Source organism: Nitrososphaerales archaeon (assembly GCA_025058425.1).
GTDB lineage: Archaea > Thermoproteota > Nitrososphaeria > Nitrososphaerales > JANXEG01 > JANXEG01.
In genome coordinates, this window is sequence record JANXEG010000033.1 from 1 (window position 1) to 15,318 (window position 15,318).

General features: G+C 44.3%; 14 protein-coding genes and 1 tRNA gene. 13 read left to right on the forward strand and 2 right to left on the reverse strand.

Annotation, left to right across the window (positions count from 1 at the left end; translation table 11 throughout):
- The 5 genes from NZ896_04500 to NZ896_04520 form a co-directional block, all read left to right on the forward strand.
- The coding region (locus NZ896_04500) for a tripartite tricarboxylate transporter substrate-binding protein (GenBank protein MCS7116715.1) at positions 1–817 on the forward strand (817 nt) is incomplete at its 5' end.
- Complete coding sequence (locus NZ896_04505) at positions 805–1,302, forward strand: tripartite tricarboxylate transporter TctB family protein (GenBank protein MCS7116716.1); 498 nt, start codon at positions 805–807, stop codon at positions 1,300–1,302. The genes NZ896_04500 and NZ896_04505, both read left to right, overlap by 13 nt.
- 8 nt (positions 1,303–1,310) lie before the next feature.
- Entirely contained in the window at positions 1,311–2,801 is a 1,491-nt protein-coding gene (locus tag NZ896_04510; protein MCS7116717.1) for a tripartite tricarboxylate transporter permease, read from the forward strand.
- 159 nt (positions 2,802–2,960) lie between these two features.
- Positions 2,961–3,737, forward strand: coding sequence for an aldolase/citrate lyase family protein (locus NZ896_04515; GenBank protein MCS7116718.1), 777 nt, complete (start codon positions 2,961–2,963; stop codon positions 3,735–3,737).
- A gap of 261 nt (positions 3,738–3,998) precedes the next feature.
- Positions 3,999–4,997, forward strand: a complete 999-nt coding sequence (locus NZ896_04520; GenBank protein MCS7116719.1) for an NrpR regulatory domain-containing protein — start codon at positions 3,999–4,001, stop codon at positions 4,995–4,997.
- 28 nt (positions 4,998–5,025) lie between these two features.
- Here the strand turns inward: NZ896_04520 and NZ896_04525 are convergent, their stop codons facing one another.
- On the reverse strand, positions 5,026–6,630 hold the full coding sequence (locus tag NZ896_04525) for a glutamate synthase-related protein (protein ID MCS7116720.1): 1,605 nt from the start codon (positions 6,628–6,630) through the stop codon (positions 5,026–5,028).
- 431 nt (positions 6,631–7,061) lie between these two features.
- On the opposite strand from NZ896_04525, the gene garR reads away from it, so the two are divergent.
- The 6 genes from garR (at position 7,062) to NZ896_04555 (ending at position 12,180) form a co-directional block, all read left to right on the forward strand.
- Positions 7,062–7,961 (forward strand): 2-hydroxy-3-oxopropionate reductase, encoded by a 900-nt coding sequence (gene garR / locus NZ896_04530; protein MCS7116721.1) that lies wholly within the window; start codon positions 7,062–7,064, stop codon positions 7,959–7,961.
- Positions 7,958–8,359: a VOC family protein gene (locus NZ896_04535; GenBank protein ID MCS7116722.1), complete on the forward strand. Its 402-nt coding sequence runs from the start codon at positions 7,958–7,960 to the stop codon at positions 8,357–8,359. Before garR ends, NZ896_04535 begins: the two co-directional genes overlap by 4 nt.
- Before the next feature lie 161 nt (positions 8,360–8,520).
- Positions 8,521–9,573: an ABC transporter substrate-binding protein gene (locus NZ896_04540; protein MCS7116723.1), complete on the forward strand. Its 1,053-nt coding sequence runs from the start codon at positions 8,521–8,523 to the stop codon at positions 9,571–9,573.
- A complete protein-coding gene (locus NZ896_04545) occupies positions 9,549–10,370 on the forward strand; it encodes an ABC transporter permease (protein MCS7116724.1) in 822 nt (273 codons plus the stop codon). Before NZ896_04540 ends, NZ896_04545 begins: the two co-directional genes overlap by 25 nt.
- Complete coding sequence (locus NZ896_04550; GenBank protein MCS7116725.1) at positions 10,367–11,146, forward strand: ABC transporter permease subunit; 780 nt, start codon at positions 10,367–10,369, stop codon at positions 11,144–11,146. The genes NZ896_04545 and NZ896_04550 overlap by 4 nt, the downstream gene beginning before the upstream one ends.
- Positions 11,146–12,180, forward strand: a complete 1,035-nt coding sequence (locus NZ896_04555; GenBank protein MCS7116726.1) for an ABC transporter ATP-binding protein — start codon at positions 11,146–11,148, stop codon at positions 12,178–12,180. Before NZ896_04550 ends, NZ896_04555 begins: the two co-directional genes overlap by 1 nt.
- On the opposite strand, the gene ade is transcribed toward NZ896_04555, so the two are convergent.
- The gene (gene ade / locus NZ896_04560) at positions 12,166–13,935 is read right to left on the reverse strand and encodes an adenine deaminase (GenBank protein ID MCS7116727.1); all 1,770 of its coding nucleotides are present in this window, start codon (positions 13,933–13,935) and stop codon (positions 12,166–12,168) included. The two genes, NZ896_04555 and ade, sit on opposite strands and share 15 nt — an antisense overlap.
- 44 nt (positions 13,936–13,979) lie before the next feature.
- Here ade and NZ896_04565 point away from each other — a divergent pair, with 44 nt between their 5' ends.
- Both NZ896_04565 and NZ896_04570 read left to right on the forward strand, forming a co-directional pair.
- On the forward strand, positions 13,980–14,786 hold the full coding sequence (locus NZ896_04565; protein MCS7116728.1) for a hypothetical protein: 807 nt from the start codon (positions 13,980–13,982) through the stop codon (positions 14,784–14,786).
- Positions 14,787–14,909: 123 nt separating this feature from the next.
- Positions 14,910–15,044 (forward strand) — tRNA-OTHER (locus tag NZ896_04570).
- Positions 15,045–15,318 lie beyond the last annotated feature (274 nt).

Here is a 15,318-nt window from a genome sequence, read left to right on the forward strand (position 1 = left end):
TAATGTCCATGGAACCTGGCCAGTGCTTAAACATGCGGATATAAGTTGGACCGACTTTTACGCCTTCCTAGCGGTACAAGAGACGACCGCAATATATGTAAATTGGGACGCTCCATGGAAAGATTTACCAGATCTGTTGAGTGCTATAAAGGCGAACCCTGGCAAATTTAGGTACGGCTCCCCTGGTGCTGGGAGCAATGGACACATCTTTGGTGAGCTTGTACTCAAACAGGCTGGACTTGCTGGACAGGCGATACATATTCCATATACAGGTGGTCGAGAGGCCGGTGCAAAGGTACTTGCAGGAGAAATCGAGTTTTGTTCGGTAACGTTCGGTGATTTAACAGATTATCTGATGGCGAATAAGATGAGGGTTTTGGCAGTCCTTCATGATAAGGATATACCCGTTGAAGGCTACAGATTGAGCCCAGCACCCAACGTAGTTAAATACTTCCCTGTTATGAAAGCGTACTTTGGAGTCAATCCATCCTTCGGTATCTATTTACCTAGGGCCGTTCCAGACGATGTTGTAAGAAGAGTTGCAGAGGGATTCGTATATACGATAAAGCAGGAGCGCTTCTTAAAGTTGATCAAGGAGCGAAATATGCTTCTCACACCACGTATGGGCATCGAATCGGATAAAACGATGTCTCAGCTCGAATCGGCAAGGTCTTGGCCACTCTGGGAATTAAAGATCGCCAAGGTCGATCCGGCGACGCTCGAAATACCGAAGCCCGAAGAGTGGAAATGGCCGCCCCACTCTCGAGCTGAAAAGGCCAAACCATGGCCTAAAGAGTTGGCTGAATGGAAGGCTTAGTGAAGAGGGCAAATATGCACAAGATTGTAAATGCCCTCACCCCTCTCTTTTTATTCATTATAGGTATCTTTATAACTTTAGAGTCTCTTAAAATGCCGAAACCAACGGTTGGGATGATCGGAACCATCCTATCTCCGGGTTTCTTTCCCACTATATTGGGCATTTGCCTGATGGGATTGAGTATGGGATTGATGGTTAGGTTGATGAGGCGAAAAGAACCCCAACATACCTCTTCATCAAAAAGCCCCTTTTTAACTATCGAGAGGAAGAGGTGGCTCGTTATAAATATAAGCACGGTAATATACATACTACTCTTAGACAAATTTTATTTCCCAATCCTCACATTCATCTACCTTACCTTCCTCTTCATATTTTTGAGAAGGTCTCAGAGTATCAAGAGATTGGTACTTTACGCATTGGTGGCTACATTCTTCCTCAGCTTCGTTCTACCACAATTGTTTGAAATACCTTTACCCTATAGTTAGTGATCGTTATGATAGAGCTGTTTGGTGAATGGTCTTACTTCTTAGGAAAGCTGATGGAGAATATCTTATCTCCATTGATTATAGGCGCTATATTTGTTGGTGCATTGATAGGTTATGTAGTCGGTGTCTTACCGGGGCTTACTGCCGTCATGGGTATGTCATTACTATTGGGCTTCTGCTTCAGGCTACCTGTAGAGATAGGCCTTGCCTTGCTTATAGGTATATACACTGGCGCGATGCATACGGGAGGTATAACTTCAATATTGGTTAATATACCGGGAACACCGGCAGCCGCTGCTACGACGTTGGATGGCTTCCCATTGGCGAAGAAAGGTAAGGCAAGAGAGGCTATAGGTGCTGTGATCACAGCCTCTATGATAGGTGAGGTTATAAGCGCATTTATTCTGCTATTCGCACTCCCAATATTCTCACTCTTCGCGCTGATGTTCGGCGATTGGGAGGTATTCCTATTCTGCATGTATGGTATTTTGATCGTCGGTGCGCTATCGGGCAAGGATCCTGTGAAGGGTTGGATCTCTGGTATTTTAGGGCTATTCTTTGCTATCGTCGGATTAGAGAGTCTATACGCATATCCACGCTTCACCTTCGGCCTCACATATTTAGAGAAAGGTATCAGCTTCATCCCAGCGCTCATAGGTCTATTCGGTTTGAGCGAGGTCCTTGCGGTATTGAAAGAGAAGGAGCCATATGTAATCTCGGGTGAGCGTGGATTCGCGATCATCAACTTTCCATTGGTTATAAAGAACTTCGTTACAGTACTTCGCTCTACACTCATCGGCTTATGGATCGGTTTTATCCCGGGCATCGGTGAATCGGTTTCACCATGGGTTGCATACGATGCAGCGAAGAGGTCATCAAAGAATAAGGAGGAGTTTGGTAAGGGTAGTTTTGAAGGTGTTATCGCTGCAGAGGTTGCCGATAATACGACTTTGGCGGGAGCACTCTTCCCCACACTCGTATTTGGAATACCGGGAAGTGGGCCTACAGCGGTAATCTTGGCAGCACTCTTCATCTATGGGGTAAGGCCCGGTCCATTGCTATTGATCGAAAGGCCTGGCTTCTTGAGCAATATCGTTGTATTCATCCTCCTATCAAGTATAGTATGCTTCTTCGTGGCTTACCTCCTATCCAAGTATGTCATTACACTCCTCTCATTACCGAGGGATATCCTATTTCCGATAGTCATCGTTCTATGCATATTGGGAAGCTGGGGTGTCGAATTTACAATCTTCGATATCTTCGTCATGTTCATCTTCGGGATAATAGGTTATTTCATGAAGGTCTATAATTATCCGATCCCTCCGATGGTTCTAGGTATATTGATCGGTGAGATAACAGATCTACATTTAAGGAGGGCATTACTTCAATACTCGACAGATCCATTAGGTCTATTCATACGCCCGATGGGTCTGATCGTTACGGTCTTCATCATCCTCTTGATATATATTGGTAAGCGTACCGTTAGAGCACATGCGTAAGTGATCTTTGATCGTTCGTTACATTTCTCAATGCTTCTTTTCTCTACTTTGATTGTATCGTACTAACTGAGATGGTTCTCTGATCCTCGAACTGGTCTATATTTTCTGCTTTTTATTAAGAACTTTTATAAATCGTTATATCGATACCTTAGGGTGAATATGAAACCCAATAGGTTAAAGGAGATATGGAGTAGGGGTGAAATAGCCTTCGGAACGTGGGTTACAATAGGTAATCCGGATGTGAGTGAAATATTGTCTCATCTTGGCTTCGACTGGCTCGTTTTTGATACCGAGCATGCCCCTCTAAGTATGGAGACTGTACAGCACATGATTCAGGCAACATCAGGGACCAACATCGTACCACTCATAAGAGTGGCTTGGAATGATATGGTATTAATAAAACTTGCCCTTGACGTTGGTGCCTATGGTGTAGTCGTACCTTGGGTGAATAATAGAGATGATGCTATAAAGGCCGTTAAGGCCACACGATACCCTCCGAAGGGCTTAAGGGGGACGGGTCCGAGGAGGGCTGCACTCTATGGCCTTGATAGAGAGGATTACTTTAGGAGGGTTGAGGATGAGCTCGTTACCATAGTACAGACGGAAACGCCCGAGGCGATTAAGAATATCGATGAGATCATGACTGTAGAAGGTGTAAGTGCATGCTTCATAGGCCCCACAGATTTAACAACATCCTTAGGCATTAGAGATCAGCAGGACCATCCGAAGTTTATAGAGGCTATTGAGAGGGTTTTGGATGCGGGAAGAAGGTATAAGATCCCGGTGGGTATAATGACGTATAACGATGAGCAATTACGTAAGGCTATTGAGAGGGGTTTTAAATTCATATCCTTGTCGAGTGACTTCAGCTTACTTATAAGAGGTGCGAGGAGCTTCCTAGAGGTAGCGAAGAAGAGTATCCAACCTAAAGTTTAAGTTCACTTTTTATCTTCATTCTCTACTCATTCCCTGCTTCTTTTCTTTTTAATCTTTCAAAAATTGAAAGCTCTTTTTGAAATATCTGTTGGATGAAGACTTCTGATAGGTTATCTGGAAATTTCATATATTACTTTTCACTACTTCGCTACCTCACTATTAAGGTTATTAAGGTCGATCTAGCTTCTATCAAGTAAGGATGATGATTTCTCGGAGAGAGGTTTATATCCCCTTAAAGTTTATTGTTTTATGAGTAAGGTTTTGAAGGAATTAAAGGATACCGAGATTTATGAAATATCTAGAAAAGATATTGAAATATTAAGGATTTTGAGCGAGTCGAATGAACCACTCGGATCGACTTTGATTAGGCGGGAGCTGGAAAAGAGAGGTTTCTTCTTGAGTGAAAGAACCGTGAGGTATCATCTTCAGATGCTGGAGTTGAAGGGTTTGGTTTCTGGCCATGAAAGGAGTGGAAGGATGATAACCAGTAAAGGTTTGGAGGAGTTGAGCAATGCCCTCGTTTCGCAGAGAATCGGCTTTATAACCACGAAGTTCCTGAGCATGGCCTATTCGGTCACATACAATCCAACCACAGATTCAGGGATGGTAGTCGCGAACGTTTCAATCGTAGATAAAGAATTCTACGATAAGGTGATCGAGGTGATAAGATCCCTTCATGAAGCAGATCTCTTATTGGCTCCGTACTTTAAGGTGCTGAATGAGGAGGAAGAATATCAAAACATATACGTTTCTGAGGGGAAGATCGCACTCTTCACAGTTTGTGACTTGACGATAGATGGTGTATTAATTCACTCTGGGATTCCACTATTCTTAAAGTATGGTGGACTCGTTCAGGTTGTGAACCGCGTACCTTTACGCTTCATCGATCTAATCTCATACGATGGAACGACTGTACCACCGCTCGAATTATTTGTGCGCAGCAATCGGACATCGATCACCAAGATCATAAAGACAGGATCTGGAACATTGCCAGTAGCGATGAGGGAGAGTCTGGCTGAAGCAAGGGACAAAACTATCAAGATACTCTCGAGATTAAAAGAAAAGGGTTGGAGAGGGGTATTGGCCATTTCGGCGCCCAATGAACCGCTGTTGGGCGTACCAGTATCTATGGATCGATTTGGGCTATGTATGATTGGCGGTTTATCCCCTGGTGCAGCATTGGTGGAGGAGGGTGCGACGATCGAGACCTTCGCCCCTCACTGTCTGATTCCACTCGAAGATATGGAAAGAATAGAATAAAAATTTGGAAATTTTTCACGTTAATGGGCTAGGAGAGGAGTTTCTCCATGATGTAGTCTTCATCTTCCGGCAACTGTATGCCAGTGACCTTTGCAGCCCTTTCTGTTAGCGCTATCAGGTCGCTTCTATCTATTAGATTGAGCCTCCATTTTCTCGCTCCAGCCATCAACTGCTGTAGACCGACCTTAATCCTATCGGTTAGGTAGGTGTATAATCCAATGGCGCCCCATGGAACCTCTTTGAACCTCTCGCCCAACATCGCCTTTAGCTCTGGAGCTGCTATGAAGAACATTTCCGGGAAGTTACCAAATTTCTCTTCGAAAGTCTTTGGTAACTTCCCCTTCTCCGCCAGCTCTGCAAAGTACGATGCTTTCATCACCGCAGTTAGTGGAGATCTCCCCATCAAAACAGCTTTAATATATGGCCCATCACCAAAGTTGCCCATCGCGATCGCCTTAAATATCTGAGTTTCATCTATGAAGCCCCCAGCAATAATAATATCTGGAACATACTTACCCTTCCTTCTCAATATTTGGGCACACTTCAGGACCTGTGCTTCGAGATAAATCGTTGGTGTCCCTTGCTCGTTCATCATCGGAACTGGACTCATCCCAGTCCCGCCACCAGCACCATCAAAGGCAACGTAATCAACCTTCGCTTCAGAAGCGACCTTCATCGTAAATGCTACAGCTGCGGGCTCATACCCTCCGGTCTTCAATCCGACCTTCTTGGCCCCCTGTTCCCTAAGCCACTCGATATCTTCAACGAAGTCTTTTTCATTCGGCATACCGACCCTGCTATGCCTTTCAAACGTCTTGAAGACCCCTTCCTTAAAGGCTTCTTGCACATTCTTATCCTCGGGATCGGGTATGACCAAGTACCCCCTTTTCTTTAAAGTAATAGCCTTCTCTAGGCTACCTATCCTAACCTCACCACCGATCGCCTTCGCTCCCTGGCCCCACTTCCTTTCAATAACATCGACCTCCAACTTCGATATTGCGTAAATATCCGTTCCAAGCCGCTGATCCTCAACATTCGTCTGAACCACAATATCACCATACTTTCCATCCCAGAATTTTCTAAATGCCTCGACCCTTCTTTTAAGTTCGGGTGAATATGTGACCTTTCCATCCGTGATGACCGCTTCTAAATCCATACCACAGACATTCTCGCCTATGATGACCATTATCCCAGAGAGCGCTCCGCCTATGGCTAGGCTATCCCAGTTGACCCTAGCAACCTCGGTCGAGCCGTAGGCACCGATTATAACGGGTATCTTGAGTTGTATACCGGCAACGCTGGTCTCTACACTAACGTTTGGGAAGAGTGCCACATCCGAATCCGGTTCTATTCCTACCGCTCCCAGAAGCCTGGCTTTAATATTTAGGTGAGACCAATCTAGGCCATAATCTTTTAACGAGCCGGCAGTACTTCTGCCAAACATTGCCGGGTCTGGATAAAGCGCCTCTCGACCCCTAAAAGCTGATAATGAGACCTCACAAATGAATGGACAATCTCTGATACAAAGTGGACATAGACCACTCGATGGACACGCATCTTCAACTCTCACTCTGGTCCCAGTCGTAGACATGGAGTTCAGGTAAGAAGAGTTCCTCTGCACCGGGTTTGGCATACGGCTACCTATTGCCACTAACAATATATAAACTTTTCAAAATGCTCGTTTCTCCTCACGATAGAGGTTGTGAGTTTATACTTGAGGTCTTTAGCCCATTCTTCTTATATTTGAGCATTTCTTTAGGGGCGTGGCCCATTGGATGTGATAGGGCCATCTTAAATCGTAGCACTTGTCTATTGGTATGATAAGCTCCTCAGAGGTACCAAAGAAATAAAAATACCCAAAAACCTATTTCCCTGAACCGCTAGCTATAGTATATTCTCTATCCAGAAGCCCATTTAGTGTCGGATTTCCGAAGAAAAAATTATTTTTTCCTTGCGGATTGGCACTAACCAAATAAGTTGATTATGCATCGTGTTTTCAAATAACGTTATCTTTATCAATATCTTTATCAATACACTTATAGTAAATTTTAATGGTAGATACCCTTGAATAAGGAAAAGATCGGATTTATAGGGCTTGGCGTCATGGGGAAACCTATGTCCAAAAACTTACTGAAGGCCGGTTATTCACTCGTCGTATATGATATAAGGCCTGAGCCGGTTGAGGAGCTCGTCAAACTCGGGGCTGAAAGGGCGAACTCTCCTAAGGAAGTCGCCGAAAAGTGTAACATCATCATAACGATGCTGCCAGATGGGCCCGATGTGGAGCAGGTTATACTCGGGCCGAATGGTGTACTGGAAGGTTTGAGAAAGGGCTCTATAGTGATCGATATGAGCTCCATCTCACCCATAGTAGCGAAAAGGGTCGCCATGGAGGTCGAGAAGAAGGGTGGGGAGATGCTGGATGCACCTGTGAGTGGTAGCGAACCTTCAGCTATTGAAGGTACCTTAGCTATTATGGTTGGGGGTAAGGAAGAGGTCTTCAAGAAATGTTTGCCAATATTTCAGGCGATGGGAAAGACGATTACACTCGTCGGAGGGAGTGGTGCAGGTCAAATTGCAAAGCTCGCTAATCAGATCATCGTAGCCCTCAATATTGCAGCCCTTTCTGAAGCTCTGGTCTTGGCGACGAAGGCTGGCTTAGACCCTGAAGTCGTATTTCAAGCGATTCGAGGGGGATTGGCTGGTAGTATGGTTATGGAGAGGAAAGCACCTATGATTATGGATAGGAACTTTAAACCGGGGTTCCGAATCAAGCTTCATCAGAAGGATCTTAGGAATGTAATGCAGGCAGCGACGGAGTATAATGTACCACTCCCATTCACGAGCCTTGCCTACCAAGTCTTAAATGCATTGGTGAATGAAGGAAAGGGTGATCTAGACCATTCAGCTATAGTGCTCTTCTTGGAAGATCTGGCGAAGGCGGAGGTGAAGAGAAAGAAATGATCAAGAAGATCAGCCATGTAGGTATCGTCGTTAGAGATATGGATGAAGCGTTGAAGCTCTTCGAGAAGGTCTTCAATCTGAAGCCCGCCGTGGTCAAAGAAGCTATGGGAGGTAAACTTAAGGTCGCATTCATACCCGTAGGTGATGATGAAATTGAATTACTTCAACCATTGGATATGGAGATACCTTTCGGTAAATTCCTCCAAACACATGGTCAAGGGATTCACCACATCTCTCTAGCCACGGATAATATCGAGGATGAAATAGAGCGGATGAAGAAAGAAGGTGTTACATTCGATGCCGAGAAGCCCAGAATAGGCGCCCATGGTGTAAAGATCATATTTACGAAACCTGAGACTACAGGTAAGATCGCTGTAGAGCTCTGCCAAGAATCGTAATTTCAACATCGATGAGAGGAGATAAAGGAAAATTTAGAGTGTATAAGTACTGATGAATTCGACGATTATAAAGAATATTTGCTACCGATCATATCGATCATCTCTATGGGCCGAGTTAAAAAGATAAATAGAGGATAGAGAAAAGACTCTCTTGAGAGTTCATGAGAAAGACAACCATCCTGATCGGATTAGTAGTGATCATCATCGCCGCATCCTTAGGATATTACTACTACCTTACTACACTCCCTCCGCCACCGCCTAGGACACTTTACATTTCACATTGGGGCTTCGCTTGGGACGATATAAAGAGGATCGTTATCGAGCCGTTTGAAAAGCAGAATAATGTAAAGATCGTTCTAATATCGGGCACTACTAGCGAGAGGTTCACAAAGCTATCTACGAAGGCTGAACCTATACCAGACCTCATATTCTTACCAGATTACTACACGTATCAGGCTGCCCAAAAGGGCCTTCTGATGAAGTTAGATCTGGGGAAGATACCGAACTATCAAAAGTTGTACAAGGCTTTGAGAGAGCAGGTTCCAAGGTCATTGGCTGAGTATGGTGTGCCATTCACAATTCAAGACCTGGGATTGGCTTATCGTGTGGATAAGCATGAGAAGATCACATCTTGGAAGGATATGTGGAGAGAGGATTTCAAAGGCCGGGTCCTTATGCCTACGATAACCGCTACATCTGGCCCTATGGCCCTCGTTATGACGAGTTTGGCGTACGGAGGCACCATGGAGAATGTGGAGCCCGGCTTCAAAGCTTTAGAGAATTTGAAGAAGAGTATCGTAACATTCTACACAAGGTCTGCAGATCCTCAGACTCTATTTGAAAGGGGAGAAGTAGAGATCGGCCCAGTCCTTAGGTACAATTGGGCACCTTTGAAGAAGCTGCCCAAGCCCGTAGATATCATCTACCCAGTAGAGGGATCGGTCTACGTTCTGAATATGATCTCGATCGTAGAGGGCAGTAAGAATGTAGATCTTGCCTACAAACTTATAGACTTCTGGCTCAGCACCACGATTCAAAGGGAGTTGGCACTCGCTGGTGTCGATGCTCCTATAAACTCAGAGGTGAGTTTACCAGCGGATCACCCATTCAACATTTCCCCCGTATTCAACAAACCTATATACTTAAATCCAGAGATCTTGGCAAAGAATCTGCCAGCGTGGGTCGATGCGTGGAAGAAGCGTATCGAATCATGAAACCTTACGTACTCCTCATCCCTTCCCTTTTTTTCCTTACCTTCTTTCTATTAATCCCTATCATCTACATGATGATCTCTACACCCGATTTTATACCTACGTTCTTTTATACAACATTCAATGAAGAGTTCTTCTCTGTATATACCAGAACGATTCGGATCGGATTGATCGTAACGCTACTTGCTACTCTATTGGCTTACCCGCTCGCCTACTACACGAGAAATGCTTCATCACGTATCAAATCCCTATTCAAAGCCCTCGTCTTCTTACCTCTTATGGTGAACCCCTTGGTACGTTCTTATGGATGGATCCTCATACTCGGTAAAGAGGGATTATCAAACTCCATCCTCCTTACGCTCAAGGTAATCGATGAGCCTTTAAGGTTCCTATATACGGAGTTCGCGATGATCCTAGGCTTACTCGAACTATTCTTCCCATTTATGTTCATATCTCTGTTGAGCGCTATGGAGAATCTTAGCGAAGAGGTATTGATGGCTGCAAGAAGTCTAGGTGCTAACCCTTTAAGGGTCTTCATGAATATTATATTTCCTCTTACGCTCAAAGGGTACATCGCTGGCCTATCGGTAATCCTGGCTGGCTGTGCTGCAGCCTTCGTCACACCCACGCTCTTGGGTGGCTTTAGAAATCGGACACTCAGCATGCTCCTCTACGAGTTCATCGAAGTTAGGCTCAATTGGGGCGCAGCTACAGCGACGGCACTTGTCATAATGATGACCGTCTTCTCCATAATTCTCTTCCTCTCTTACATTAGAAGAGTTTTGGTGAAGGGGTTATGAAAGTGCTATTTTATCTTCTATCTATCGTGACCTTCACTTTCTTACTCACCCCTATAATCATGCCACTACTCATATCATTCTCCACACTGGAGAGTATAGCCTTCCCTCCCAGAGGATTCACCCTAAGATGGTTCGCTAACATACTAAGGTATGAAACATTTACGAATGGCTTCATAGTGAGTAGCTCGATAGCTATAACCTCATCCCTCCTCGCTCTGGCCCTCTCATTACCATCCTCATACATTCTCTATAGGTATAAGAATTTGAGGATGAGAGGATACGTGGAGAACCTCTTCACACTCCCGATACTTATGCCAGAGATCGTTTTAAGTTACATACTTCTCTTATTCGTGTACCGTGCTCTAGGTATGGTATCTCTAGCATCCTTGATTATAGGCCACACCTTGGTCGTTATACCGTTCGCCATGAGGATCATCTACGCAAGTCTATCGAATTTGGGAGTGGATGTGGAAGATGCAGCGGTCAGCCTTGGTAGAGATCGGTTGAGGGCGTTCATCGAAGTCGTTTTACCGAATATAAAGCATGGATTTGTAGGTGGATTCCTTATGTGCTTCATGGTATCCTTTAACGCTGTATCGATATCACTCTTCTTGAGCTTCGGCGAGGCTATACCTCTTCCCGTAGCTATGCTCAATTACCTACAGATTCGTTACGACCCTACCATAGCGGCCATTTCTACTCTACTGGTGGCCTTCACCGTACTACTCACGATAGGGTTGGAGAAGATCGTGGGCTTGGTTTCAGGGGTGAGATGATGAAGGATGTTCAACTGATAGATATTTGGGTCTATTACTCTAAGGGAGAGCCCGTACTCAAGGGGTTGGAGTTAGAGATAGAGAAGGGAGAGCTCATAGCACTACTCGGAGCGAGCGGTTGTGGCAAGACTACAACGTTGAAGGTTATAGCTGGATTCGTAATCCCCCAAAAGGGTAAGGTTATGATAGGAGGGAGGGACTTCACACATATTCCTGCGCATAAAAGGAATATCGGTATCGTCTTTCAAAGTTATGCACTATTTCCACACATGAATGTGAAGGAGAATATCCTATACGGTTTGAGGATTAGAGGTGTGGATAAAGGTGAGGCGGAGCGAAGGTTTGAAGAGATCGTTGAGATGCTGGGGATCAAAGGTCTAGAGGATCGATACCCATCACAACTGAGTGGAGGGCAGCAACAGAGGGTTGCTCTTGCTAGGGCTATCGCGATACAACCAGACATCCTACTCATGGATGAGCCTTTGAGCAATGTGGATCCAAAATTTAGGAGCAAGATCAGATTTGAGATTAAAAGGATTCAAAAGCAACTAGGCATCACTACGATTTATGTGACTCACGATCAAGAAGATGCACTTGAAATAGCGGATAGAGTGGCCGTAATGAACAACGGTATCATCGAACAGATAGCGGAACCTTCTGAGATCTATGAAAGGCCAAAGACTGCTTACATAGCAGATTTTTTGGGCTTTGAAAATGTATTCCCGGTCGACTCTATTGAAGAGCCTTACGTCGTAGTAAAAGGTACAAGGTTGAAGGTTAAAGAGTTAAAGTACGATAGCAAATACGTCGCTATTCGCTCCACAAAACTATCTATCTCGAAAGAGCCCTTGCCCAATCTTGAGAATATTGGTGGTAAAATTATAACGAAGTCGTTCAAAGGCGATAGAGTGAGGTATATCTTAAGTACAAGTATTGGTGAATTGAGTGTATTGGCTAATGAATTAAACTTTCATGTGGGTGAGGATGTCTATGCCCATTATAAGCCTGATGATCTGCTCTTATTGAGCAGATAATGATATGATCGTCGGTAATACTATGCCCCTTTTGTAATCGACCAACCCTTTATCTGTAATCTTAAAGTTTCCTAACCCCACAGGTAATGATAAGAACATTAGCCTTCTTAAAGGGATCTTAACACCCATGTTGAGTAAAACCTTTCTTAACTCTCTAACCTTACTACATACGCCAAGATCATCGGTGAGGAGGCCAAAGTATGGGAGCTCGACACTCGCCAAAACTTTCCCATTCATAACTACAACGATGCCACCACCCATACGCTCCACCTCCTTTATACCGAGGTACATATCGTATTCAGAAGTACCGATCGATGTAAGGTTGTGTACATCATGAGATACACTGGTGACGATGGCACCCTCCCTTAACCCTGTACCTTGTATGAAGCCCTTCCCTATATTCCCACTCTTACCATGCCTCTCCACCACCGCCAACATCACTATATCATCCATCGGCCTACTCATTACCTTATAGTTGGATACGCTTAACTCTACTTCTCTCAACTCTCCATTGACTGTAACGACCCTCACCAAGGCCCTTGCCCTCTCTAACTCCACCTTTATAACCAAATCATCCGGCTTTATACCAGCCTTCACTTTGATCGTGTTCTTGAATCTATCGAAATCGAACTTGGGTATTTCGATGAGTAACTTACCTTTTGAGGCGACCAATCGGCCATTCATTATAACCTTATCTACATCGAACCTTTTCAGATCATTGAAGATTATCAAGTCTGCGTAGCGCCCAGGTGCTATCATCCCCAACTCCGAATCGAATCTGTAAGCCTCAGCAACATTCAAAGTTACCATCTGTACCGCCTTTACTGGATCAAGGCCTAGATCGACGGCCTCTCTAACGAGCGATACAAGATGGCCCCTATCCTCTACTTCATCGGGCTCTATATCATCGGTACATAACAAAACCCTCCTCGTATCTATACATTTTAAAGTTTCGATCACATCTCTCAGCAGATCTTTATCGGGTCTATTCTGCACCATCACATTAAGGCCACACCTAAGCCTCTCCAAAACTTCATCCTTGCTCCTCGATGTATGGTCGGTCATGATCCCGCTAGATATGTACGCTTGAAGCATCATCCCTTTGAGAGATGGTGAATGGCCATCTATAACACCACCCCTCTCATAAACATGCTTGATCTTCATCAAAGACTCAACATCGCCCTCTATAACTTTCTTATAATCCATCAACTCTCCTAAGCCCCAAATATCCTTTCGATCCATCAACTTCTCTATATCTGAAGAGCTCACAATATGGCCGCTCGTTTCTAGACCTGGTGCGGATGGGACACAAGAGGGTGCTTGAACATAGAACTTAAAGGGTGTAGAATCTGCATCCTTAAGAAAGAATGTTAGACCTTCAAAGCCCGAAACATTTACTATTTCATGGGGGTCGATGATCGCACCAGTAGTTCCTTGAGGGATTAAAAGGGATGCGTAAGCTGATGGTGTTAACATCGTGCTCTCCACATGTGCATGGGGGTCGATAAATCCGGGGGTGATGAACGTTCCCTTTACATCGATAACAGACCCCAGATGAGAGATATTCAGATCTCTTAAATTACCAACGTACGCTATTCTACTCCCCTTAATCACAACATCCACTTCTCTAACCTCACCGGTCGCCACATCGACTATGGAGCCCCCACTAAGAATAAGATCGGGCCTCTCTAACCCCGTACATACAGATACCAATGCCTTCCTCTCTTCTAAACTGTAACTCTTGGTTAAGAGCATAAATGTAAAAAGCTTACCATTTAGTATTAATCGTTACGATGGATATGCTCGGAGACCATCTTGGTCTGAAGAGCGCAAAGATCCCAAAGGGCCTATCGAGGGCTGTAGTGCATGGAGATCCCGATAGGGTGGCGAAGCACGCAGAGTTACTCGACGAAATTCAATCTTTTGTAAAGAAGAGAGGTTTTGTCACATGCATAGGTAAGTATGAAGGTTTAGATATTGTAATATCGAGTATTGGTATGGGTAGCGGATCGGCATCTATAGCGATCGAAGAGTTGATAGAACTCGGGATTAATAGAATCATCAGAGTGGGCACATGTGGAGCGTATCGGAATGATATAAAGCCTGGAGATTTAATCGTACCTACGGAAGTTCTCATCGACGGCCCGATCCTTCGATATATATGCCCGAATTACATTCACGATTGGCCGCCGAAGGATTTACCGAAATGGGCTTACGTGAAGGAGGGGTTCGTATTCGTCGATGGTTTTCACGATCTAAATGGTAAACTCGTGAATTTTATAATTGAAGAGTTAAAAGGTAAAGATTATTCACATAGATACTTTCTAGGCCCGATCCATGATAAAGATATACTACATGCGTGGAGGTTGGAATATAACCTCAAACCACATGAATTAAATATGGTGAGGGAGAGGGTAAGGCGTTTAACGATCGCAACCGATATGGAGACCGGCTCCCTCTTCACGATTTCACACCTAAGGGGAATAAAGTCGGGCTCGATACTTACCGTTGTGAACTTTCTTGCGAATGAGGAAGAACTGAGGGCCCAAAATGAAGCGTTGGAGATCGCTTATAGAACTTCTTTAAAGACTTTAGCAAATCTATGATAATAGCCTCCTGATCGATAGATGGAGATACTTTAATCTAAATCAAAGATCAGTTTGATAAATGGTAAAAATTCACAAAGTTCGATAGACTTTAATATTAAGAAGGATTTTTTAAAAAGATGGGCTCCGGTGGTGTAGCCCGGTCTAAGGGGGAAGATAACGAAGAGTCCGATAGCATAACGGCCTTATCTTACCACAGATGTGGTAGGAGGCCAATCGAGCCGTTGATCGCGGGTTCAAATCCCGCCCGGAGCACCAATCTAATTTAAACTTAACACTCTCTACATCTAAGAGCATCGTCTGAATCGTCTGTAAGTACCTTTAAATTTTGATAGAGCAAAATCGTTAAATCCTTGTCAAAATATGTCACATTTGAAAGAGGATCGAATTGACCGATAGAAAGAGAGTGATCGCCTTTACATCGATCTTCGCTGTAGTGTATGCGATCGTTCGGCTAATACCGACATTCCCCATGATCGGTGTGGCTGCAACATTCACCGCCTCAGATATTCTTGCACCACTCTATGGCATT